The organism is Thiocapsa roseopersicina, from assembly GCF_900106925.1.
GTDB lineage: Bacteria > Pseudomonadota > Gammaproteobacteria > Chromatiales > Chromatiaceae > Thiocapsa > Thiocapsa roseopersicina.
This window is the reverse complement of record NZ_FNNZ01000012.1, coordinates 107,925-131,786: the sequence shown is the minus strand read 5'-3', so window position 1 is coordinate 131,786 and position 23,862 is coordinate 107,925. Positions and strand designations below refer to the sequence as shown.

General features: G+C 66.3%; 18 protein-coding genes and 1 tRNA gene. 12 read left to right on the top strand and 7 right to left on the bottom strand.

Features of this window, described 5'->3' with window-relative positions; genetic code table 11:
- Positions 1 to 7: 7 nt before the first annotated feature.
- A complete protein-coding gene (locus BLV04_RS13790) occupies positions 8 to 2,533 on the top strand; it encodes a DUF8727 domain-containing protein (protein ID WP_139191935.1) in 2,526 nt (841 codons plus the stop codon).
- On the top strand, positions 2,530 to 6,564 hold the full coding sequence (locus BLV04_RS13785) for a DUF2357 domain-containing protein (RefSeq protein ID WP_093033057.1): 4,035 nt from the start codon (positions 2,530 to 2,532) through the stop codon (positions 6,562 to 6,564). The genes BLV04_RS13790 and BLV04_RS13785 overlap by 4 nt, the downstream gene beginning before the upstream one ends.
- A gap of 347 nt (positions 6,565 to 6,911) precedes the next feature.
- Here BLV04_RS13785 and BLV04_RS13780 read toward each other — a convergent pair whose 3' ends face one another.
- Positions 6,912 to 7,874 (bottom strand): tetratricopeptide repeat protein, encoded by a 963-nt coding sequence (locus BLV04_RS13780; protein WP_093033054.1) that lies wholly within the window; start codon positions 7,872 to 7,874, stop codon positions 6,912 to 6,914.
- Between the two features lie 251 nt (positions 7,875 to 8,125).
- Between BLV04_RS13780 and BLV04_RS13775 the strand changes: the two genes are divergently transcribed.
- From BLV04_RS13775 to BLV04_RS13745, 5 genes are all read left to right on the top strand, one after another.
- Positions 8,126 to 9,490 (top strand): coiled-coil domain-containing protein, encoded by a 1,365-nt coding sequence (locus tag BLV04_RS13775; RefSeq protein ID WP_093033051.1) that lies wholly within the window; start codon positions 8,126 to 8,128, stop codon positions 9,488 to 9,490.
- A 37-nt stretch (positions 9,491 to 9,527) separates the two neighbouring features.
- Positions 9,528 to 12,050 carry an AAA family ATPase gene (locus BLV04_RS13770; RefSeq protein ID WP_093033048.1) on the top strand — a complete coding sequence of 841 codons (2,523 nt, stop codon included), beginning with the start codon at positions 9,528 to 9,530 and terminating at the stop codon, positions 12,048 to 12,050.
- Between the two features lie 757 nt (positions 12,051 to 12,807).
- Entirely contained in the window at positions 12,808 to 14,403 is a 1,596-nt protein-coding gene (locus BLV04_RS13755) for an Hsp70 family protein (protein ID WP_093033042.1), read from the top strand.
- A gap of 10 nt (positions 14,404 to 14,413) precedes the next feature.
- Positions 14,414 to 15,190, top strand: coding sequence for a hypothetical protein (locus BLV04_RS13750; protein ID WP_093033039.1), 777 nt, complete (start codon positions 14,414 to 14,416; stop codon positions 15,188 to 15,190).
- Positions 15,191 to 15,192: 2 nt separating this feature from the next.
- Positions 15,193 to 15,816, top strand: a complete 624-nt coding sequence (locus BLV04_RS13745) for a 4Fe-4S cluster-binding domain-containing protein (protein WP_093033036.1) — start codon at positions 15,193 to 15,195, stop codon at positions 15,814 to 15,816.
- A 667-nt stretch (positions 15,817 to 16,483) separates the two neighbouring features.
- On the opposite strand, the gene BLV04_RS13740 is transcribed toward BLV04_RS13745, so the two are convergent.
- The 5 genes from BLV04_RS13740 to BLV04_RS13720 all read right to left on the bottom strand — a co-directional run bounded on the left by BLV04_RS13740 (position 16,484) and on the right by BLV04_RS13720 (position 19,716).
- Positions 16,484 to 17,008 carry an ATP-binding protein gene (locus BLV04_RS13740; protein WP_245731881.1) on the bottom strand — a complete coding sequence of 175 codons (525 nt, stop codon included), beginning with the start codon at positions 17,006 to 17,008 and terminating at the stop codon, positions 16,484 to 16,486.
- Between the two features lie 139 nt (positions 17,009 to 17,147).
- Positions 17,148 to 17,966 (bottom strand): DnaT-like ssDNA-binding domain-containing protein, encoded by an 819-nt coding sequence (locus tag BLV04_RS13735; RefSeq protein WP_093033030.1) that lies wholly within the window; start codon positions 17,964 to 17,966, stop codon positions 17,148 to 17,150.
- Positions 17,963 to 18,187: a helix-turn-helix domain-containing protein gene (locus BLV04_RS13730; protein ID WP_093033027.1), complete on the bottom strand. Its 225-nt coding sequence runs from the start codon at positions 18,185 to 18,187 to the stop codon at positions 17,963 to 17,965. Before BLV04_RS13730 ends, BLV04_RS13735 begins: the two co-directional genes overlap by 4 nt.
- Positions 18,188 to 18,701: 514 nt before the next feature.
- The gene (locus BLV04_RS13725; protein WP_139191934.1) at positions 18,702 to 19,241 is read right to left on the bottom strand and encodes a hypothetical protein; all 540 of its coding nucleotides are present in this window, start codon (positions 19,239 to 19,241) and stop codon (positions 18,702 to 18,704) included.
- Between the two features lie 10 nt (positions 19,242 to 19,251).
- Positions 19,252 to 19,716 (bottom strand): helix-turn-helix domain-containing protein, encoded by a 465-nt coding sequence (locus BLV04_RS13720; RefSeq protein ID WP_093033161.1) that lies wholly within the window; start codon positions 19,714 to 19,716, stop codon positions 19,252 to 19,254.
- A gap of 141 nt (positions 19,717 to 19,857) precedes the next feature.
- On the opposite strand from BLV04_RS13720, the gene BLV04_RS13715 reads away from it, so the two are divergent.
- The 3 genes from BLV04_RS13715 to BLV04_RS13705 all read left to right on the top strand — a co-directional run bounded on the left by BLV04_RS13715 (position 19,858) and on the right by BLV04_RS13705 (position 21,246).
- The gene (locus BLV04_RS13715) at positions 19,858 to 20,214 is read left to right on the top strand and encodes a flagellar transcriptional regulator FlhD (RefSeq protein ID WP_093033021.1); all 357 of its coding nucleotides are present in this window, start codon (positions 19,858 to 19,860) and stop codon (positions 20,212 to 20,214) included.
- Entirely contained in the window at positions 20,211 to 20,810 is a 600-nt protein-coding gene (locus tag BLV04_RS13710) for a FlhC family transcriptional regulator (protein WP_093033018.1), read from the top strand. The genes BLV04_RS13715 and BLV04_RS13710 overlap by 4 nt, the downstream gene beginning before the upstream one ends.
- Positions 20,811 to 20,925: 115 nt before the next feature.
- Positions 20,926 to 21,246 carry a helix-turn-helix transcriptional regulator gene (locus tag BLV04_RS13705; protein ID WP_093033015.1) on the top strand — a complete coding sequence of 107 codons (321 nt, stop codon included), beginning with the start codon at positions 20,926 to 20,928 and terminating at the stop codon, positions 21,244 to 21,246.
- Between the two features lie 844 nt (positions 21,247 to 22,090).
- Here BLV04_RS13705 and BLV04_RS13700 read toward each other — a convergent pair.
- A tRNA-Arg gene (locus tag BLV04_RS13700) sits at positions 22,091 to 22,167 on the bottom strand.
- A gap of 406 nt (positions 22,168 to 22,573) precedes the next feature.
- On the opposite strand from BLV04_RS13700, the gene BLV04_RS13695 reads away from it, so the two are divergent.
- Positions 22,574 to 22,924: a hypothetical protein gene (locus BLV04_RS13695; protein ID WP_093033012.1), complete on the top strand. Its 351-nt coding sequence runs from the start codon at positions 22,574 to 22,576 to the stop codon at positions 22,922 to 22,924.
- 81 nt (positions 22,925 to 23,005) lie between these two features.
- Entirely contained in the window at positions 23,006 to 23,806 is an 801-nt protein-coding gene (mazG, locus tag BLV04_RS13690) for a nucleoside triphosphate pyrophosphohydrolase (RefSeq protein ID WP_093033009.1), read from the top strand.
- Positions 23,807 to 23,862 lie beyond the last annotated feature (56 nt).

Genomic DNA, 23,862 nt, shown 5'->3' with positions numbered 1-23,862 from the left:
GTGATCGATGAACAAGAATCAGGTCGCGCATCCTGACCATTCGGACAAGCCCATCGGCACTGGAGTAGATGACTCTATGTCGCCACAGGACGATCAGGAACTGGTCGAATTACTCAGAGCGGGACAAGGCGATGATCAAAGCGCCAACGCCTGCACGAAGCCCGTTCCATCTTCCGGGCCCGCGGGCAGCGCGACGGACGTCGCCAACGCAACGGAGCCCGGCGCGGCCCTGGATCAGCGCGAGGCGGCGTTGGCGCAACGCGAGGCCAACCTGAGCACGCGTGATCGCATGCTGGCCGCGCGGGTGGGCGGATTGGAACAGCGTGAAGCCGATCTGGCCCATGCCTGGGAGGCTCAGCTTGCGCGGGAGCAGGCCCTTGCTGCCCGGGAGGCCAAGATCCAGGAACAGACGCGCGCGCTGGCCGAGCGCGAGATCGCCGCCGAGGCTGGTTTCCCGGCCCTAAACCAGGCGGCCCTGACGGCACTTGAGGAGCGTCGTTGCGTGCTGCAGCAGGAGTTCACGACGCTGCAGACCCTGATCGACCAGGCCCGGCAGGATGCCGTCGCTGACCTCCACGCTCGCCTGGACGCTGAACGCGCAGAGCGCCTGAAGACCCTGGAGGCGGAACTCGCGGCCCTGAGGGAACAGGCCGGGGCGGGGCTGGCGGCGGAGCGCGAGCGTTACAGGCAGACCCATGAAAAGCGGGAAGAGGCCTTTGCGCAGCGGCTCGATCGGCTCAAGACCGAGCAGGATGCACTCACGGAGGAGCAGGCGAAGCTTGCCCGTCGCGAGGGTGAAATCAGCTGGCGTGAGGAGGATCTCGAGGGCCGGCGGGCCGGCATGGAACAGACCATCGCGGAACGCGCTCGGGAGCAGGTTGACGAATTGACCAGGGCGCTGGACCAAGCCCGGCGGGACTACCACCGGGTGCGCGACGAGCGTGATGACCTGCACCGGCAATTGGACAGCCAGCAAGAGTTGCTGGAACGCTTCGATGGTGGCCCCGAGGAGGCCTTGCGGCGGCTCGATGAGGCGCACCGGAAGATCCGGTCGCTGGAGCAGGAACTGCTGGCGCGCCCGAGCGCCACCGACAAGGAACGCCTGGTCGCGCTGCAGGAGCAGGAACGAGGCTGGGCCGCGGACCGCGAGAACCTGCTGCGCAAACTCAACACATTGCGCGCCGAGCGCGGGCGATGGGTCATCGGCGTTCAGGAACTCGAAAGCCAGCGGGATGAACTGGAAGTGCTGCGCCGACGACGGGATGTGCTGGTCACCGAGATGGAGAAGTATGCCGCCGAGGTCGAGCGTATGCGAGGGCTGTATCAGCCCGCTGCGGAGCGCGACGCCCGGATCCGGCCGATCACCCAACCCTGGGTGCTCGATTTCAAGAATGCGCCGGCGGTGGCGATCAGCGAGCTCGACTGGCTGAACGGGATCGTCGAGCGCTGCGAGGAGAGCGGCCTGCGCTTCCCGCCCCGCCTAGTCCATGCCTTTCACACGGCGCTGAAGACCGCCGAGCTATCGCCTCTCGCGGTGCTTGCCGGTGTCAGCGGAACCGGCAAGTCGGAGCTGCCGCGGCTCTACGCCCGATTCGGCGGCCTGGCCTTCCTGGGGGTACCGGTGCAGCCCAATTGGGACAGCCCGCAGTCCCTGTTCGGCTTTTTCAACTCGGTGGACAACCGGTTCAACGCCACCACGCTATTGCGGGCCATGGTGCAGGCACAGCACGCGTCGGATGATCCGGCCCATTCCAAGGGTCTGGGCGGGCGCCTGTTGCTGGTGTTGCTCGACGAGATGAACCTGGCCCATGTGGAGCAGTACTTCAGCGACCTACTGAGCAAACTGGAGGCGCGCCGCGGCGAACGCGAGGATGTCGCGCTGGACATCGACCTAGGGGCGGGAATGGACCCCTATCCGCTGAAGCTCGGGCGCAACGTGCTGTGGGTCGGCACGATGAACGAGGACGAGACTACGAAGGCGCTGTCGGACAAGGTCATCGACCGCAGCAACCTGTTGTTCTTCCCCCGCCCGCGCACCCTGCATCGTCGCGCCGAGGTGACCCTGGCGTCGGCCGTGCCGCTGCTGGATCGGGCGATCTGGGAGGGCTGGCAGGAACCGCGTTCGCCGTTCACGGAGGAGGAGATGGCGCCCTACCGGGAGGTGCTGGAGACGATCAACACGGCCCTGGAACAGGTCGGCCGTGCGCTGGGGCACCGTGTCTGGCAGGCGGTTGAGGCCTACCTGGCCAACCATCCGGAGGTGCGTGACGCCCGCGCGCGCAACGACAGCGAGGCCCGCGAACGGGCCATGCGCCGCGCCTTCGAGGACCAGATGGTGCTGAAGGTGATGAGTAAGCTGCGCGGCATCGAGACCAGCGGCGACGCGAAGCGCAACTGCCTGGATCCGATTCGCCAGCAGATCGAGAACCCGGATCTGGGGCTGAGCCTGGCGGAGGACTTCGACATCGCCTGCCGGGTGGGGGCCGGGGCCTTCGTCTGGAGCAGTGCCCGTTACCTGGAGAACGCCCAATGACCGGCACCACCCGCAGGCCGGGTTTCTTGCCGGAGGACGCCGACGCCGCCCGGGCCCCGCCGCTGCCCGCGCTGGATGAGCTGGAGTCCCTGGCTGCGTCCGCCGAACCATGCGCGGCGGCCGCCTGGTGGATCACCCACCAGGTCGTCGAACACTGCTTCTCGGTGATTGCATGCACCGACGCGCTGACCGGCGACGCGCTGCCCCAGCCGCTGACCGCTTTGCTCGCGGACCTGGACGCCGCGGCCGTCGCCGGCCGGCGGCCCTTCCCCCATGACCGGCTGTTCGCGGCCGCCTGCTTCGCGGCTGAGCCCTTTGCTCATCTGCTGGCACGCCACCGCCAGCGCATCGTGCGCACCCATGCGCAAGTACCGTTGTACCAGTTGCGGGAGGTCGACAACCGCTCCGTCGCCTGGCTCGCGCGCCAGCCCGGCCGCACGGTGCGCGAGAAGCTGGCCGGTCGCACCCATGCTCTGGGCGTGCGGCGTGAGTTCAGCTCGGACACCAGCGAGAATCGGCTGCTCGGCGCCTTTGCCCGCATCCTGGTCCGCCGCGCAACCGAGCGCCTAGCCAGGGCTCGAGCCTATGATAGCGACGGTGAGGACGATCAAGCGCGCGTGATGGAGCTCGATCGTATCGTCCGTTTGTTCGACGAGCGCCTGCGCCGCTCGGCATTGGCGGAGCTCCCGACGCTGACCCTCATCCGGCCGAACAACGTCCTGCTCGGTGATCCGCTCTATGCGAAGGTCTATCGCGCATGGAAGTGGCTGCGCGAGGAAGACGAGGCCCTGCGACGCGCCTGGCCGGACCTGTTGCGACGCGTGTGCTCGCTGTCGGCCTGGATGGTCACGGCCCGGCTTTGCGCCAGCGGGCTGTTCGAAGTCGCGGACGACCTCGCCCTCGTGCTGCGCGGGCGCGACGACGGGGAGCCGGTCGGTCTGGCAGTGCTCGGCAGCGGCCCCGAGGGTCCGCGCTGGACGCCGAACCCGCCACTCCCGCTGCTGGTCCGCCAGCGCCGGACGGTCGGCGTGCATCACCTCCGCATCACCGCCGACGGGCGCTGGCTGCAGGTCGAGCTGATCGGTCGGGGCGAGCAGGCCGTTGGCGACGGAATGTGCTTTGAGATCAACGCCGAAACCGGTCCACCGGTGCCCGGCCGCGGCATTGCGCTCGCGGTGCGGGAGACCGATGGGCGGATCACCGGCACCCGCCAGGGACATGCAGACCTGCAAGGGCTGCGGGAGCTGGCGGCATTAGTGAGCGGCCAGATTCTGAAAGCCTGCAAATTGCGCTTGACACCGGCGGATCAGCCAGGCGCGACAGCACCGGGTCTCAACCTCGACGGCCCGGCCGGGATCGAACTCGATGCCACTGCGGCGCATGTCGTCACCGGTTCCTCCAACCAGGACAACCTGGCCGCCTGGACCCTAGCCTGCGCGCTACCTGGTGGGGGTGACGGGGTCGAATGGCTCGATGGCCACCAGGACCGGCGGGTGGCGCTCGGCGCAAACCACCGCACTGCCTGGTGCCTCGGGGATGTTCTCGACCCGGACCCGGACGCAGACCCCGGCCTGCTATCGCTGGCGGCGCGCCGGCTGGTGGATGGACTGGCCATCCCGACACTAGCCGGCGCCCAGGTGGCCTGGACTCTGCCGGATGGTCTGGATGCGTTCGCCCAGCGGGCGTTGCGCACCGCGGTCGGCGGCGCCTTCCCAGAGGCGCTGTCGGTTTGGCGCAGCGTGGCGGCTGCAACGGCCTGGGGCCTATCGCTCTCCGACGCCGAACAGCGGTTGCCACCCGGCACCAACATCGCCGTGGTGGACCTGGCGTTCGATGGGGCGACCGTGACACTGCTGACAGCGTGCCATGATCCCCGCCTGCGGCACGCGAAGCCGGAATCCGGGGGCTTGTACTGGGAACGCAAGCCGCCCCTGCCGCCCAGCGAGAACCTCGACCTGTTGGGCTGGCAGCAGGTACTTCTGGTCTATGGTCGGCGGCTCGTCAGTCGAACTCTGGGCACCCCTCCGGACGATGCGCAGGTCGAACGAATTGTCCACGATCTGATCCGCACCGGGGAACTGGCGCGATTAGTCGCGTCGGGGGGCATGCTCGACATCCAAGTCCCGGGCGACAGCGGCTGCAATGCCGGTTATATCGAACTGCGACATGACCCGGACTGGTTCAGTCAGCGGGTGGAACGCTGGCTCGGGCACGTGCGCGACGCAGTTGGTGAGACCCTGAAGGGCGCCGGGCGAATCGGGTTCTGGCTGCTGGTCGGGATCCCCTTCGCGGGCGCGATACCGGTGCCACAAGACCGCCGGGTCGGGCGGCTCAAGGTCTTCCCTCAGGACAAGGGTTTCGGCTTCATCCAGACGGGACGACTCGAAGAGACCAACCATGCCAGTGATCGCGATTTCAGGCCGGATCGGGGGCGAGATGTCTTTTTGCACGTATCGGCGTTTACAGGCGGCGGCCCCGATCTGCTGCCTGTTAGCCGATTCGTCGCGTTCGACGTCGCTGAAGTTCCGAAAGGCCTGGAGGCACGCAACGTGGTGACGCTGTCACCGCTTTGGCGCTGGCCCCTGCGGCAGGCGATTAGGTTAGCGCCGCACCAACTCGCCGCCGGCGCACGCGAGTGCTTGTTGCGCCGGGATGCCGGTTGCCCTGCCTGGATGGAATGGCTGCCAGACCTGGCGCTGGAGGTCATCCACGGGAGCCACTACGACGAATTGCCGTTGCTGGAGACCGGAACCGTCGATCCGTTGTTCGGTTCCAGGCTGTCCCATGAGATACCCAGGCCGCTCACCCTGCCGCATGGACGCCACGAATACGCCCTGCCCCTGATCCTGGATCGGCATTCGCGGCGGCCGCTGGCACTGGAGGCGCGCCTGGAATCCGGCGCCTTTCCGCTCGCCCAGGATCTGCTGATCAGGCTGCGACTCGATTACCGCTATGGCCTCAATAGCAGCTACACGCTAACGGTGCTGCCTGTAGAGATTGCCGGAGCCCCTTTCGAGCGCGTGACCGCACGGTGGATGTCATCTGGTGAGCGCGACGCCGCGACGTCCGGGCCGGAGAGGGATGCCCTCCTTGCGGTCACGCCATCGTCGCCCGAGTGGGCCAAGTTCCTGAGTGGCTCAACCGCGTTGGACCGGTTCGGCGATCCGCGACATCTCGGCTTCCTATATCACGCGACCGAGCGCTGCTGGTCCGCGGGCCGGTGCCTGTCCGACGCCCCGCCAGAGGTGCAGGCCGCTTTCCCGCCGTTCCGCGACCGCTTGATCGAGGCGGCGTTGCAATCTGGCGAAGGGGCGCCGGACATCCCGCGCGCGCTGGAAATCCTGGCCTGTTTGCACCAGGACGCACCAGAGAAGGTCGTCGAGCGCATCCTGCATCTGGAACAGGCGGAGGGCAATGATGACAACGCCTACAGCGGCGTCGCACGATTGCTCGGCCTTGTCGCCGGCGACGGCATCGCGGGGCGTGCCGAGGTTCTGACCCGGCTCCTGACCCGGCTGGAGCGGCATTCCAGCCCCGATGACTTTAGTCCCGGTCTGGTTCGCCACACGATGGCAGCCCTGACCCGCGCCGTATGGCGCCATCCTTGCCTGATCGCTACGATCACTGCGAGGCCGGACGCGTCGGCGATATTGATCGGCCAATGCCGTCGCACGCTGGCGAACCTGCTCGTCCGCGTACCGGACCGCATCGCCGAGGACGACCGCGAGCGTATCGGGAAGCTCTACGGCCGCCCATATTGCAACGCCTGCGAGTTGTTGCTGGCCCTGTTGCGGTCCGACGCGAAAATCCCAGCCCTGAAATCCCTTCGCCACGGCTCGCCCCAGGCTGCCCTGCTCGCTAGGAGCATCCGGCAACTGGACGCCCGCCTTACGGCGGCCCACATCGAACTGCGCTGGGGTGTCGTCTCCTCGGTCCGTGTGCCAGATGATCTGCGCCGGATGTCGCCCATCGCCTGGGCCTTGAGCCGTCTTCTGGCACCCGGTGACGGGGTGGACCTGATCCACCTTTGATCATTCGTAACCGACGTTACCGGCGCTCTAACACAAATTACGTACGGTCTAGACATAATGTTTTGTTTTGACCTGCCCGTCCTCAACGCAAGTGGGTTATGTTGAGGATGGACGAATCCATGAACACAGAGCGACATTGAAGGGGGGGCAGATCATGCAAGAGTTTAACGCAGCAGCGGATCGGCTCGAGACGGCATCGGCACAGGCGGCGTTGTCGGCGGCGGGCGGGCTTGGTGGGACGAAGTGAAGAAGCAACGTGCGACCTACATCGGCCTGGACGTTTACGAAGAGACGATTGCCCTGGCGGTCGCGGGCCGGGCGTTGAGTGCGGGTTAGCGGGCCTTGGCTTAAAGCCGGGTCAAGGCCTCCTGGGCGTCCGCATAGCCCTGATCGGCGGCCCGACGATACCAGTTGGCCGCTTCCGCCACATTGGACCCGACGCCACACCCACGGCGATAACACTCACCGAGCATAAACTCCGCCTTTCCCCAATGCTGGGCTGCGGAGCGGCGGAACCAATTCGCGGCCTCGGCCGCGTTGTATTCGACCCCCTCCCCGTGGTAGTGGCAGAGACCGAGATTGCACTGGGCCGCCGCACTGCCCTGCTCGGCCGCTAGCCGGAACCAGCGGACCGCTTCCACCGGGTCGCGCGCGATCTCCGTACCCGTCGCATACATCCAACCTAGGATATTCCGGGCGTCCCGGTCGCCAGCCCGCGCCCTTCTATGAATAGGTGGGTAGGGGGGCGACCAGGGTTCATCGGCTCGCACCGGCAGTTCCGCATCGCCGGCCACCAGCATCAGCGCGCGCAGTTCGATGCGATCATCCGTCGAACTCAGCGTGGTGTAGACCGGCCAGACCGCCGCCTGTTGGAAAAGCATCCGCGCCTGCTCGCCGGGCAGGTTCAGGTGCGGCTCGATTACCGCAGCGAGTCGGTACCGAGCCCATTCGTGGACATTTCTGAAGGTGACGGGAAAGCGCCCGGATTCGACGTCGAAGTCGGTCTTCTGCAACTCGGCCTCACCGACGCACCAGGGCCGGGCGGCGAGCCGGGCGGCGAATTCATCGGCAGTCTCGAAGGAGTCTCGGGTCAGCTTCGGCAACAGGTCCGGCACGTAACGCTGGGCGCGCCAGGCCGCCTGGGCCGCATCCAGGCGCTGCTGCGCCCCGGCGCGCACCACCACATCGGTGCCAAGGAAGATCGGAAAGTCCCAACCGCATTGAGCACAGGCAGGGGGGGGCGCTCCCTTCGGCAGCGCGGATTGCCGGATTCCACAGACCGGGCATCGGGTTTGCACAGTGTTTAGCATCGGGCACTCGGGGACGCAGTTGGTCTCCGGCCATCACGGCCGGGGCAGCGGACCCACGCATTGTAAGACAACTACGCACGGGCCTGTAACGGCGGGGCCGGCTGCCCACCCGGCCGACAAGATGCCGGCGCTCCGACCGGGTGCTAACATCATGCGCTGCAAGCGCCCAGCCTCCCGCGTCGCGCCTTTTGGGCATGACCTGACACTGGAGCGTCGGAGCGAGAACAGAGAGACCAACAGCGGAGAACAGCATGAGCGGCGAGAAGGAGGTGCGGCTGCGCGAGGGCGAGTATCGCCGGCTGATGAACGCGGCACGCAAGGTGGAGAGCCAGCAGAACCGTGCCAGCGCGCTGGAGGCCCAACTCGGCGAGGCACGCCGGCGCATCGCGGCCCAACAGCAGGCCGCCCAGCAGCGCCAGCGGGCGCTGGATCAGACCATCAGTCAACTGAGCACCGAAGTACAGGCCCAGGCCCGGGCGTTCCAGACCCGCCTGGCTGGCCTGGACCTGACCATGGCCGCGCAGCGGCAGGAGTACCTAAACCTGATCAACGAACAGGCCGAGCAGGTACAGCGCCAGTTCAACGACCTCGCCGCGCAGCGTCGCAACGCGCTCCAGGCCGCGGACCGGTGTCTTGGCGATGCCGGGGTGATCCTTGACCACATCGCCCGGCACCAACGCCATGAGCAGTTTGCCCCCTGCGCACTCGATGGTCTGCGCGCGGAACTGGCCCAGAGTCAGGCCAATCTGGACGTTGGCCATGAACAGGCCGCAATCGCAACCGGTCAGGCGCTCTATCGCAACGCGCTCAAGCTTCAGGCCGAGATCGAGTACCGCCAGCAGGAATGGGATGCCTGGTATCATGAGGCGCTGACCGCCCTGCGTGCCCAATTGGCCGCGGTCGAGGTGCAGCAGACTGCCCGCTGGGTGTTCGACACCGACCAGGGCGCATTGGAACTGGACGCAGAGATCGACTACTGGAGCGACGGGGCGCTCAGCGCGCTCAAAGGTCGCATCAGCGAGTCAGTGCAGCGGCTTGAGCAGCACGCGGTGTGCCTCACGCTGGCCGACCTGAAGGCATCGGTGGAGGCCAGCCAGCCGTTGCAGGCCGAACTGGAACAGCTGGTTACACGCGCCAAGGAGCGGTTAATAGCCTCCCAACTGCGGGCCAACATCGCTGAGGACCTGCTGAACGAACTGGCGGCCGAGGGCTGGCGCCTAGAGGAGGACGCCTGGCACGGGCAGGACGCGGACGCTGGCAAGGGCTGGAAGAGCGCCTATCACCTCAAGCTACGGGACCAGGCTGGGGACGAGATGATCACCATCATCCTACCCGAGGAGACGCCGCTCGGCAGCATCGAAAACCGGGTGCAGTTCGCCTATTACCCCAAGGACAACAACGACGCCCGTTTCGCCGCCCGACAGACCGAGCGCCTAGGCCTCACCCTGGCCCGGCTGGGCCTGACCCAGGAGGGGCTGCAGTGCGTGCCGGGCCATGAGCGGACCATCCGCGGCGACGAGGCACGACGCGACTTCGAGCAGGTCCGGGCGAGCGCCCCGCAACCGACCGCCCAATCCGCCCCCCAAGATACCCCGGTGCACCCTCGGCGGAGCTGACCGCAAATGACACCGAACACGGAGAGGGACCGCGCACATGGGCAGGTTGTTCGAGAACCCCGCGCCGCGGGTGTTTGCGCTCTATGGAAACACCGGGGACCACTTCTACACCCCACAACTGCGGGAACTGGACCTGACCACCTGGCTATGGGGGTACCTCCAGTCCCTCGGTTACCAGCGCGTTGTGCTGTTCTCGCCGGACCGCAAGCTGCATTTCCTGGATGAGCAATCGGCGCGGCTGGCCGAATTCGGCACCGCGGCACATGAACAACGGGCCGCGCCGCCCCGGCGCCTGTCCGGACCGCTAGGGGGCGCCCGGCTGCGGGGGCGCCCGAACGCCGCCGCGGGGCCGGCGTCGCCCCCGCCCGCGCAGGTGCGCTGGGACTACGGCCAGATGACGGACGAGCAGGCCGGCGCCTGGCTGAACCGTCTGATGCTGGAATCCGTCGCCACGGCCATCCTAATCCAGAACGGCGAGGATCTGTTCAGCCGCCTGGATGACGACGCGGTCCGCCTGTGGGACGCCCGTCTGGGAGACTGGACTGGCGCGCGGCTGCCGCCCGTGAGCCGTAATATCGCGGTGCTGATCTTCCGGGGCGAGATCACCGTCGCGACCGAACGATTCCCAAGGCTGCGGGCACACCTGTTCGGCGCCAACAATGCCGCGCAGCCCCTGCCGGACCTCGCCTTCCGGATCGGCACGGCGCGCCCGGATGAGGTCGGCGCCCTGCTGCACCGATTGCGGCTGCTCGGACAGTTGCGCTGGAGCCCGCGGCAGATCGCTGACCGGACCGCCGCCGTTGCCCGGGCGCTAGTCCCGGCCCAGGACGGCGGCGGGCTACGGTCCATGGCCTGGTTGATCCATCAGGTCGCGACTCTGGACCTGGCCGCGGAGCCCGACCACTGGGCGGCCCTGGACGCGATCCCCAGCTTGGCCCGGCAGGTGAAGGACCGGCTCCGGGCCCTGGTTGAGCACGCCCGCGAACGACGGGCCACCGCCGGCCCACCGCCAGCGACCCGCGGCCCCTACGATATCGGGCGGCTGACGCCGACCCCGCCCGCCCGCCCGGATGACCTGGCCAACCTGCACTTGGCCCTGCTCGGCAGCCCCGGCACCGGCAAGACCACCCTCGCGCGGCTGGTCGCGGCCATCTACCGACAGGAGGGACTGCTTGCGACCGGGCACTTGGTGGAAGTCACCGCCCGCAACCTGATCGAGGAACACGTCGGCGGCACCGCCAAGCGCACCGCCGAGGCCATCGGGCGCGCCCTCGGCGGCGTCCTGTTCATCGACGAGGCCTACAGCCTCAAAGACAACGCCTTCGGAAAGGAAGCCATCGCCGAGCTGGTCCAGGCAATGACCAACCACAACGGCGAGTTCGCGGTTATCATCGCCGGCTATACGGACCCGATCATCCAGCTTATCGAGGGCCGCGACGCCAACCCCGGCCTGGCCCGGCGCTTTCCGGGCGGCAACCGCTGGACGCTCGCGAACTACCGCCCGGAGGAACTCCACGACATCTTCGGGCAAATGCTGGCGCGCCAGGGCCGCGAGCCGGACACGGCTCTGCACGAGGCACTGCCGGGTGCCTTTGCACTCTGGCATCAGGCACAGGACGCGGAGCGCTTCGGCAATGCCGGTGAGGTCCGCAACCTGGTCGAGGCGCTGATGCAGCGGGCCGGCCCCCGCCGCGTCATCGTCCGCGAGGACTTCGCCACGCTGCCGGCCTGGGATCAGTACCTAAGCCTGCGACCGGTGCCGACGCTGGACGAGGTGCTGCGGCCACTGGATGCACTAATCGGGCTTGTGTCGGTGAAAGACGCGGTCCGGGGGCTGGCCGATACCCTGGCGGTGCAGCAGCGTCGCGGACGAACCGACCTGGTACCGGGCCATTACTTGTTTCAAGGGAATCCGGGTACCGGCAAGACCACGGTGGCGCGCATCATGGGGGAGATTTTCAATACCGTTGGCCTGCTGGCCCGTGGCCATGTAGTGGAGGTCAAGCGCGAGGATCTGGTTGGGCGTTATCAGGGCGACGCGGAAACCAACACGAAAGAACAGATCAGCCGCGCCCTAGATGGCGTGCTGTTCATCGACGAGGCCTATCAGCTCGCGGCGGACAACCACGACGCCTACGGCCGGCGGGCGTTTGAGACCCTGCTCGCGAGTATGGAGAACCACCGCGCCCGGCTTTGCGTGATCCTGGCCGGGTATCCCGCCGAGATGCAGCGCCTGATCCGGACCAACCCCGGCTTCGAGAGCCGCCTCGACAGCATTATCGATTTTCCGGACTACGACGCGGCGGAGCTGCTGGCGATGGCCGAGAGGCTGTTCACCGCGCAAGAACTACGGCTGACGGATACGGCGGTGGCGGCACTGTCCGCACATCTGCGCGGCTGGGACGCCCGGCGCGGGCAGCCGGACTTCGGCAATGGCCGCGACGTACGCAAATTAGTTGATAGCGTAGTCAACCGCCAGGCCCAGCGCGTCCGCCCGCTGCTGAACCAGTTGTCGGACGCGGAGCTGGCCCTGATCGACACGGCGGACATCCCGGAGTGAAGCCTTGACCACACGGTGCCTCCATGGGCCAGGCAGCAGACACCGCGGCCAGAGACGAACCAGCGTCCAAGGCGGACTTCGACTTCCCCTGGAAAGAGGCACAGGACGCCTATTCTGTGCCCCTCATGGCCCTGTTCGTCCAGGCCGTGCACAACCTGATCGACTGGGTCCGTCCACATGAATTTCTTGACACCGAACTTTATCACCTGATCGGCGACTCTGAGATCGGCCGGCGCCATGGACCGGCTGGTCCGGGTCTACAGTCGGGCGGGCGCCGAACCCTTACTGAAGCTACACATCGAGGTACAGGGGCGTGCTGGCACGGCGTTTCCGGAACGGATATTTTAGTGCTGGTATTGGATTGCCTGTAGGTATGGCAAGCCGTGCCTGGCCCTGGTGATTCAGCCTGATCTGTTACACTGCCATTCGTCGGTGACAATCCTGCCGGGGACCACTTCCCGGCGCGACACGCCGCTGTTTCGCATCGGCGTCGAGCCGGCCCAGTCAATGGCCTACTCCGCTCTTCCCCGATCACGATCGACAAGGCCTAGACCGGGCCGCGGGAGAAGATCGGATGGATCGCCGATACCGAGCTGGTCGCCTTCAACCGCGGGTTGGCCTTGTTGATCGAGTTTGCCTAAGTGGGCCGTCGACGGCTGCCTTGGCATGATGGACCGCGCGTCGGCCGGCATTGGCGCAAAAGCCTGTACTGATCGAATAGCTGGAGTGTTTTCGGCACAGCCGCAACGACATCCCCATGAAACTCGGCATCGATTTCGGCACCACCAACACCGCTGTCAGCCGCCTGGAAGGCGACGAGCCCGCGCCGCTGCGCTTCGGCGGCGCCCAGGAGCCCGACGACTACGTGCCGAGTGTACTCGCGCTGCGCGCCGGCGCACGCCCCCGCGAGGAGCACGGCCGCGCCGCGCTGGAGCGGGTCGGCGAGGCCGGCTTCGCGGTCTACCAGAACTTCAAGATGCTGCTCGGTGAGCCACCGGCGCAGGTCGCCGCCCATTGGGGCAAACTGCCCGAGGCCCCTGAGGCTATCACCCGGCGGTTCATCGCCCGGTTACTCGAGCAGATCAGGACCGAACACGGCCTCTCGGCGACGCGGGCGGTGGTCACAGTGCCCGAGGTCTGGCTCGCCCAGAACCTGCAGACCAAGCGCGAACACCTGATCCGCGCGTTCAAGGACCAGGGCATCCGCCGGGTGGAGGTGCACAGCGAGCCGGTGGCCGCTGCGACCTACTACCTGCACCGTGTAAAGCAGCACAATCACCAGCCTTTTGAGGGGCACCTACTGGTCTGCGACTGCGGCGGCGGCACCCTGGACTTCTGCCTGCTCGGAGTGGAGTACGGGGCCGGCGGGCCGCGCATGACCGTGCTGGATCGCGCCGGCAACGGGTCGGTCGATGGCCATATGGGCAGCGCCGGGGTCGCATTCGATCAGGCCGTCGTGGAGTGCCTGCAACCGGGCCTGCGCGAGCAGGACCCGGCGCGCTTCCAACGCCGCGTGCGCGAGTTCGAACGGCACAAGATTACTCACACTAATGACGTTTCCGAACTACTGGCCCTGCATCGTTCAAGCCCCGAGACCGCCGTCGGCGAGTGCCTGTTCCAACTGGCGGACGGCAAACTCAGTGTCGAGGCCGAACACCTGGCCACGGTGTTCGACGATCTCATCGCCCCCGATATCGGCGATGCGCTCGCCGCACTGCTCGCGCGCATCGCCGAACACGGCGTAGCCCTGGCCGACCCGGCGCGGTTTCGCGTGCTGATGGTGGGCGGCTTCTCTGCCTTCTGGCTGGTGCAGGAGGCGATCAAGGCCGCCTTCGGTCAGATCTTGCAGGCCGACCGGCGTTTCGAGGATCTGCTGACTCTGGCCGACCGGGCGCTGGCGATCTCCAAGGGAGCTGCGCTGCTTGCCAGTGATCTGGCTGAGGTCATCGAGACCTGCCCGGCGGACGTCGGCATCCGTGGCTGCCTCACCGACGGTGATGGGATTCTGGTAGTCCGGAACTTCCCGGTGCTGCACAAGGCCGTGAAGATCGCGGATTACCGCAAGACGGTCTGGTCCGAGCATATCTTCCAAATCATCGACACCGAGATCCGGCTGCCGGTCTACGTTTCAGTCTTGCCCGGTAAGCCGCTAGCGCTCGACATCGGCGGCGAAACCCTGCGCGCCGTCCTGCCCGTCGGGGTCGACGCGAGCAGCCGCGTACAGATCGGCTTCTCCATCGATGAGGACCTGGTATTCTCCATCCATGTTCGCGACGCGACCAACCGCGTGCAGGAGAAGCTCACCACGCTGGGCAACGTAATGGCCGAACTGCCCGGTCTGAACGTTGCCTGAGGCCCCAGCCATGACCCAACCGGACTTCGTCACCCTGAGTCCCCAGTTTGCCGCCCAGTGGCAGGACATCGAAAAGGCGGACCCGTCCCAACGCCGGGTGCTGGTCAGCGAACTCATCCGCGCCCTGGCGGACTGGGAGGCCCGCCGGACCGATCCCCTGGCACGCCTGCCCGCGCTGCAACGCGCCGCCCACTGGAGCGCCGTGGCCGACATGGCCGCGGCCGAGGCCGGGCGCATCGCCGCCGGGCTCGGCGCCGAGAAGGCGGCCCTGCACGCACGCTTGACCGACAGCGCCGCGGCCATCAACGCGGCCCGCGCCGACCTCGCCGCGCTAACCGCCGAGGTCGGCGCGCTGGACAGCGAACTGGCCGTCGCTGACACCTCCGTTGAGGCCCTCGGCGCCCGTGCGGACGACCTCCGCGCGCGCCTGCACACGCTGCAACGGCTGCGGGAGCTGGCCGCTGCACTCGCGCGGCAACGGGCTGAAATCGCTGTCTTGACCGCAGAGCACAAGGACGCCACCGACCCCGGCGGCCTGCTGGCGGCGCTGGCCCAGGTTCACAAAATACTCGCCGACTTCTACGCCGCCTGGCAGCAGGCCAGCGCCGACCTAGCGGCGGCGCTGGGTACTGAAGTGGGTGACCTGCCCCCACCCGATGCCGATTTGCTCGCACTGCCCGAGCGCCTGCTGGCGCTCGACCGGGAGCTGGGCGCTATCGACCAGGTGCTCACCGCGCGTGTCTGTGCCCAGGACGCGGAGGACCAGGCCCGCAGGGCTCACCTCTGAGCATGCCGCCCGCCCTGCACCTCTACGCCACGGTGCCGCGCAGCCGCGCGCTGGGACCACGGTCGCGATATGGCCTGTGGGTGCAGGGCTGCCCGTTTCGCTGCTCCGGCTGCATGACGCCAGGGGCGCTGCCCTTTACGGGGGGCACCGCGGTGGATCTCGACGCGCTGACCGCTGAGGTCCTCGCGGTACCGGACATCGAAGGGCTCACTGTCTCCGGCGGAGAGCCCTTCGCACAGGCTAGCGCGCTGGCAGCCTTGCTAATGCGGCTGCGGGCGCGGCGCGACCTGGGCCTGATCGTTTACACCGGCTTCCGGCACGGCGCGCTCCGACGGCGCGCCCGCACCACCATGGGCATCGCCGCCCTGCTCGCGGCCACGGACCTGCTCATCGACGGCCCCTACCAGGCCTTGCGCAACGACGGCGCGCCTCTGCGCGGCTCAGCAAACCAGCGGGTGATCACTCTTACCGACCGTTATCGGAACCAGTTGCAGGAATATGCACCGGGCCAGCCCCGAGCTGTGGAGGTGCATGTCGGGATCGGCGAGCGACTGCTCGTCGGCATCCCCAGCGACAGGCAACTGTCCTGGTGGCAGGTCCACAAGACCGGCGCGGCGAGACGCTGACCCATACAGCGTGGGGCGGGGCACCGGCCAGCCCTCCCACGCCGCCGGACATGAGGTTCTCCGTAACCAGCGGGCTTAGACGACATGGTTTGGCATGCTTCAAATCCATTGTCGACTCAAAATATGAGGTCTGACGTTTTGCCAAGAGCTGTTCCGAAGTCCCCTTCGACACAGCTCGTTGGAGGTCAAGACATATCAGCCCGCGCATCACACCAGAGGCCAAAAAAAGGCCGCCATCTCTGGCCCAAAGATCACTCCATCAAACGTATATGCGCGAACGAGAGGACGCCCCTTTGACGTCAGAGTCTAGAGGAGCCCAGCTGGAGTTTCACGCGTTGGGACCCGGCGAGCCCCGTGGTTCGTTGACGGTGCCCGACCGCCAACAGCCTTGAACCAATGGGCGATCGGCGCAACAAACGCCAGCGCGAACTGCCACGCTGCGTGTCCGAATCAGGACAAGATTTGCTGCGGTATCGGCTTCGGGATCGCCGCGGTAATCATCCAGACTACGCATTGCGCCGCGACAGACGATCGGAGCCTATGGGGCGACGTCCATCATGAGCCCGCGGAGAGCACCGCATGGCCGGCGTCTCCCGCAGCGACCTCCATACGAGCGCATGAAACATCTCCCCGGGGAAGATCCACAGGCGCTCGATGCCAGACCACATCAAACGACACACCCGCTGCGCCGATAACTCGGCCAGGTGAACGACACGATGGGGGAACCGGTCTCCAGCAACCGGTCCATGATGCGCTCGCCGAGGTAGGTCTCCATCTCGGCGGCGGTCAGGTTGCCGATCAGGATGGTGGGGCGCATCTCCCCGTAACGGGCATTGAGCACGTCGAAGAGCATGGCACGGCGCTTGGCGTCGGTGCCGATCGCCACACCGACTTCGTCGAGCACGAGCAGGTCCGGGGTCGTGAGCAGGGCGAAGCTCTCGATCTCCGAGCGCTTGGCGACCGGCGAGTAGGCGTCGCGCAGCATCCGCAGCGCCCCGGAGATGGACATCAGGAGCCCCGTGCGGCCGGTGCGGATCACCTCGGTGAGGATCGCGCAGGCGAGATGGGTCTTACCGGTCCCGGGGCCGCCGACCAGCAGCAGCGAACTGCCCCGCTGTCTGAGCGCCTCGAAGCGCTGTGCGTAGCCGCGGCACACCGCCAGGGCCTCTCGCTGTCCCCGCGTTTGCGCCACATAGCCGTCGAAGGTCCGGTCCAGGAAGCGGCGCGGAATCCCACAGCTCCCGACGGCCCGCTCGAGGTGTGCCTGGGCCGCTCGGAGCCGCTCGGCGGCGAGTTGGTCGACCTCGGCTCGCCCGACAGCGGCCAGATCCTCAGCCGAGAGGATCGGGGATGAGCCAAGGGATCTGATCGAGGGGGGTGGCCCCGACGCTGTAGTCCTTGTCGGCCAATCTGGGCTCTGGCTCATGGTCTTGCCTCGTTGCGTCACTCGCCTGCAGGGTCCGCAGTCGGTTGATGAAGGTCGCGTCCCAACTGTCGCGTTGGGTGCCGGTGTCGGTCCAGTAGACGACGAACTCGTCGACCTGAGCCGCTGCCCAGGTGCGGGTGATGCCCTGCTTGGCGGCCCAGTCGAAGACCCGTTGGCTGGGCTGCCAGTCGGGCGGAATGGGTGTGCGCCCTCCCCCGCGGATGCCGGGGCCTACCGGTGCGGAAGCATCGTCGCTCTGCAGCAATGACGGCTCACTGACGGTTCCATGACGGCTCATTTCCCGGTTCGGGGGCACTGGGTTCCCGATCAAAGAGGAACTCTGTTCCCGACCGACGGAACCGGGTGCCCTACCCATGGGCACAGTGTTCCCCGAGGCATGCTGTTCCCTCCTCCCGGATAGGACACTGGGTTCCCGATTCCTTTGGCACCCTTGATCCTGCTGCGAGGCGCACAGCAGAAGCCGGTAGTGAGTCGCTCGTCCGGGTCCGCCTCTCGCGCGCTCGATCAGGGTGCCATCGAGCCCGCCCAGGGCCTTGGTGATGCCGCGGCGGCTGAGCTCCGTCATCCATTCCAGGAGTGCGAGGGAGGGGAAACACTGCTCTCCCCGTTCGTCGGCATACTCGGCCAGCGCGAGCAGCACGAGCCGTTGAGCGAGCGTCAGTCCGCGGCAGTCCCAAGCCCAATCGCGTGCCGCTCGGCTCATGTCGGGCGCGCCTGCTCGGGGCGGCGTTGCAGCAGATCCACGACCTGGACATCCAGAGCGCGGGCGATGCGGCGCAAGCTGGCGAGGGTCGGGTTGGCGTCGCCGGTCTCGATGCGGCAGATCCAGGCTTGCGAGGTCCCGGCGCGATTGGCAACCTCGGCTTGGGTCCGACCGGATCGCCTGCGCAGGTGACGGAGATTTCCTCCGATGGTGCTGTTCATTCCGGGCTCCGAATCGTTGTCTGTGATATCCGGGCCGGCGGGCCGGGCAGACCGTGACGCTGCCGCCGCCGACATGGAACATGCGCTCGAGACCGTCCCGCCGGCACCGTGGTCGAAGCGTGGGCCGGTGCGGAAGGCGTCCTCGAACGATGAACAAATGGTAAGCCGATTGAGTGCGCGGCGAAGCAGCTCAAGATGACGCTTTTCGACGCCTTTCGCGTGTTTTGGGTTTTTTATCGGCCATCGGGAGCGACGTGGCCCAGCGCGCCCGGCCGGGGAGGACCGGTACCCGAACAGCAGGAGACGAACAGGGGGATGAGGGCTGGCGAGGGCTTGGCGCTTTCCCCCGGTTCATGCGGTGGATAGACGGACGGCCCGATCGCCCGCGCAATCGCGGGAAGGTGTGCTTTGGCGATGGTGCGCGAGGTTGTGCGGTACCGTCGCGACCGGGTCGCATCGGCAATAGTCGCCCGACAGAGACGCGGCCGCTCGCGGACGAGCCGCCGTCCTCGGATCAGGACGATTCGAGCATCGTCGCGATCGTAAAACTGATCAGACTCAAGATCAGCATCACGAATCCGATGGTTAAAATGATGTTGTCGGGCATGTCCGACAGGAATTCCACCAGGTAGAGCGGGGCGATGGCGGCGAACATCAGCACCGAGCCGAGCACCCGCAGCAGGCTCCGTTGCTGTCGGTGGCAGCGCTGAACCGCCGACGGTGCAGCCGCGATCGCAGGAAAATCGATCCGATGATCCGGATGCGCGTGTTCGAACGCAGTGTCGTTCTTGAGATTGATGCCGCCGAAATCGATGCTCACCGCCGGCATCACCTCCGACGGCCTCGGCTTGGGCACGCTGTCGCCCATGATCCCGCGAATTGTCGAACGGATTTCATCACTCTTGTCGACCATCTGAAAACCTCCGCTGTCCCGTGATCCGAAGTATGCACTTGATATCAAACACATCGGATCGTCGCCCGCCGCATCGACCGCGTCAACGCAAAAACGCGTCGTGCAACCGTTACTCCGGGGCGGATTCGCTGATCCGTGCACTCGGTCACGTTCAGCTCGCCAGCCTGACGAGCTCCAACACCGGCGCCTTGCGGACATCCTCGCTGCTGCGATAGAGGCTGTAGAGCGCCGCGACCAGCTTGGCCTTCTTCGTCGGCGTCAAGGTGGCGCCGATCTCGTCGAGTCCGGCTTCGACCGACTCGAGCAGGGTTTCCAGCAAATCCACGTCGACCGGGCCCCGGACCATCCCGGGCGTCCCGTCCTCGGCACGCCCCTGTCCGGTCGCCAGCCAGAGCAGGGACACACCGGCTACGCGGGCGATATCGACCAGCTTGTCCGCCCCCGGAACGCTCACGCCCGCGAGGTACTTGCGGAAGATGCTCTCGGAGATACCGCACTTTTGCGCGAACGCATTCGTGGACAGCGTGCCCTTGGCGTGTGCCAGGCGCGTCGCGAATCCGGCAGTATCCCAGAAGGCTTCGCTATGTAAATCAGATTCTTGATTGTCCGTCGTCATGGCCATACCGCCCGAGTCGAGTGCTGATAAATCGCTTTATAGAGCGTTTACTGTCGCTTAATACGCGTTTTTATTTGACAATATCGTTTTATCCGCGCGATTATAACACCATCAACATGTTTTTCTGCCGTGAGAACGACGATGACGGACACACCCTCGGCCCCCGACCTGGAGCCACCCCGGTCCAACCCTGCGCCGGACCACGATTGCGAGGTCGATACCCTGAACCTGATGTGGCTGCTCGGCGCCCGCGATCTTGCCCGTTCGGACGCCGAAAAGGCCGTCTTGGTCTATGGTCTGGACCGGGAATTGCTGGATATCCTGCGTCATGCCTCGCTCGCGATGCTGCGCGAGCTGGCCGCTTCGGGCGTCGTGTTGTTTCGACCGCGCTTTCGCGTGTGCTGGCTGCAGGAACGTCTTCGGACGACTGGACCGTCCGCACTCGGGCTGGGGCTGCAGGTGATTCTGCTCGCCGCCGAGGAGGTCGCCCAACCGTGAGACTTCAACACCACGCCAAGACGCAGCTGGCGATCGCCTTGATCCGGCGCGGCATGCGCACCTCGCTTGTGGCGCGGATCAGCGGTCTGCGGCCGGCCGTGCTGCGCGAACTGCACCACGAGATCCATGGCTGCAAGCCTTTGCCCGGTCAGCTGCCGAGCACCGGCAGTCTCCTCGGCTCGGCGCGTCGGCAGGCCAACGCGTCGGTCTTCGCGGGCTTGTACCGCGCCTTCGGCGGCGCGGCGGTCGAGCGGCGCATAAACGTCGAGGCGCTGCTTACGGGGCATCGCCTCTATCTGGAGCAGATGGCGGGGTTAACGGGATCCGACACGCTCGGCCCAACCCTCGACATCAACCAGGGCTGGGTGATCGCCCGCGACCTGACCACGGGGCTCGTGCTCTTTCGCATCTGCGAGCGCTGCGCGATCCCCTACGTGGCAGGGGCGTTCTCGCGCCGGTCCGTGGACTGTCCGATTTGTGCCTTGAAGGTGTCTCGAACAGGACGCGAGGTTAAGGACGACGCACCGCCGCAGCCCCTCGGCTCCTCGACGGCCGAGCAAGGCAAGCCGAATCGGGACGCGACAACACACGCTTGACCACGAACCGCTTCGCTCGACCGGCGCGATCAGCTACAGCCGAACCCTCTTCGACTCACGACACTGCGGGTGCTCTCTGACTCGCAACGAACCGATCACACAATGGAGATCCCGCATGCCAACCTGCGTCCTGCGTTTACGAACTGTCTTGGAGCGCACCGGCTACAGTCGCTCCGGCCTTTATGCCCGGATCGCCGCCGGGTTACTTCCGCGTCCGATCGCGCTCGGTGCGCGCGCGGCCGCTTGGCCCGAGCATGACATCGACGCCGTACTCGCCGCGATGATCCGCGGCGCCACCGACGACGAGTTGCGCAGCCTGGTCTCGGACATCCATGCGCGACGATCGAACTTCGGTCTCGGCGCCAATCCACGCGCGCTCGCCACCACAAATGTCTCCGCCGCACAGGAGACACCGGCGAGGCTTCGAACAGGCTGACCCCGGCTTGTGGGGCGGACCTGTATTCTGGCCGCTCTATGACCGCTTTCGGGCTGATGCGGCAGATCTAATTGGTGTTTCCCAGACACTAGAGGCCCGGGGAAAGATTAAGCTCGGCACCATTCTCGGTTAATCGGCTTGGCCCCAAGGCGGCGAAACCTCCAGCAAGTGGAGAATGACACATCCCGATTGTCATGCACGCCGAGAACGAGGGATCCCGAACCGCCGATTGCCTTGGGTTCCGATTGCCGAAACTGGCAGACCTAAACCGGCCCACCTCCCCAAAATTCCTTCGTTAACGCCACGAACGGTCGCAAGAGTTCACAAGATGCCAGGCCGGCAGGACCGGTAAGGGGCCCCTTCAACCCGTGCACCGTGCGCTCCGGGCCGTCGGTGTCGGCGTAGGGCTGCGAAGACACCTGCACTCGCCAAGCGCCGAATCGACGTCATGCGGACGGAAGTCGGCTCGCTGACCGTTAAGGTGTCGGCACCGGCATGCCGGCGTTCATTGACCGCCGATCGGGTACGGGGTTCTGTTGGCCCGGACTACCTGCACCAGTTGCAGATCACGCCATCGGTTCCTCTTCCCGGCGAATGGCTGCGGACGACGAGTGGCCGAACTCCTGTCGGTGGCATCAGCATATCTGACTACCGGCACTGCGATCGCTTGACCCAGACAGTGAGGGGGAAACAGGCGATGACGCGGCGGACGCATAGGATCCGGTGGCCGATGGATCAATCAAGCAAATCCGGAGGTGGGGGTAAAAGTGGGGGTAAATTCCACCTAAGCACACCACAACGAAAAAAGGCTTAGCACTGATCGGTGCTAAGCCTTTGATCTATTTGGCGCGCCCGGAAGGATTCGAACCTCCGACCACCTGGTTCGTAGCCAGGTACTCTATCCAGCTGAGCTACGGGCGCTTTAAGTCTGGCGCTCCATCCGTGGAGGCTCTATCCAGTCCGGCATGCCTGCGGACTGATTGATCGTTGGCTGGACGTTGTTGCCGTCACCACCGAGCCGCGTATCTTCCGGATCCGGAGGGTCATTGTCAAGCGCCCCGCGCCATTTCTGTTCGCAAAGGCAACGCGGTGTGCGGTCGGGCGGAAGCCACGGGGGCGCGGCCTCGGCCGGATCCGGGTCGACGCGGTTGCTGGACCGCTGACCCGGGCATCCGCTACCATCGGCTCGGGGCATACGTCCGAGCTGGACCGTGCATCTTTTAGGTCCGGGACACGGGCCGGATCCCCGAATCGAAGGGCAGACGACCCCGAATCCGGGTTGTCGTGCCGGCGTCTTGCAGCGACCATCATCCTTCGGCGTCAGACCATGCGTATCGTCCTCATCCTGATCGTCGCAGCTTGGGGAACCATCGCGCTCCTGACCTTCGCGACGACATCCAACAAAACGCTCGACGCCAAGTTGACCGCGGCCTATCTCCTCGCTTGGCCGGTCTTGGCCGTCGCGCTTTTTCTGAACGAGCCCGTGCCGCTTTGGCTCGCGGTGCCGACCATGTTCGGTTTTTTGCCCTGGTTCCTGGCCGGACCGCATCTGTACGCGATCGTGCGTGACCCGAGCCGCTCCAGGCCCGACGAGATCATCGGCATTCCACGCGCCTACTGGAAATGGGGCGGAATCGGCTCGATTCTGCTCGGTCTGGCCTTTGATGGATTCGTCTGAAGATCCGTCCGACGGCGTACCACGCTTGGCTGCGGGTCGCCTCGGCCATCTCATCCATCCAATGTTCGACGACCCGAAACCATGAACCGACACGACTCGATTGCCGATCTCATCGCCATCGTCGCGCGACTGCGCGATCCGCAGGACGGCTGTCCCTGGGATCAGGAGCAGACCTTTCGCAGCATCCTGCCTTTCACCCTGGAGGAGGCCTACGAGGTCGCGGAAGCGATCGAGAACGAGGACATGAAGGAGCTGCGCGAGGAGCTGGGCGACCTGCTGCTTCAGGTCGTCTATCACGCGCAGATCGCCGAGGAGCAAGGGAGCTTCGCCTTTCCCGACGTGGTGCAGTCGATCAGCGAGAAGATGATCCGCCGTCATCCGCATGTCTTCGGCGATGCGGAGCTCGAGGACGAGGAAGCGGTGCGGGCGAACTGGGAGCGCGAAAAGGCGGCGGAGCGCGCGAGCAAGCGTCAGCGACCGGTCGGGAGCGTGCTCGAAGGGGTCGCCCAAGCCCTGCCGGCGCTGGTTCGGGCCGAGAAGCTGCAGAAGCGCGCGGCGGTTGTCGGCTTTGATTGGGACGAGATGGAAGAGGTCTTCGACAAGGTGCTCGAAGAGCTGCAGGAGTGCCGCGAGACACTGCGCGCCCACGCCGAGCCGACCGAGCGCGTGCATGAGGTCGGCGACCTGCTTTTCTCCTGCGTCAACCTGGCCCGGCATATGGGCGTGGATGCCGAGCAGGCGTTGCGGGCGGCAAACCACCGTTTCGAGCGGCGCTTCGGGCGGGTCGAGGTGTGTCTGCGCGCCGGCGGGCAGGCGCCGAGTGTCGCGGTGCGCGAGGAGATGGAGCGGCTGTGGAATCTAATCAAATCCGAGGAGCGTTAAAACCGCGCCTCTTTGCGATTAGGCTCGGTCGTCACTTGGGCTCGCTCCCGGGGTCC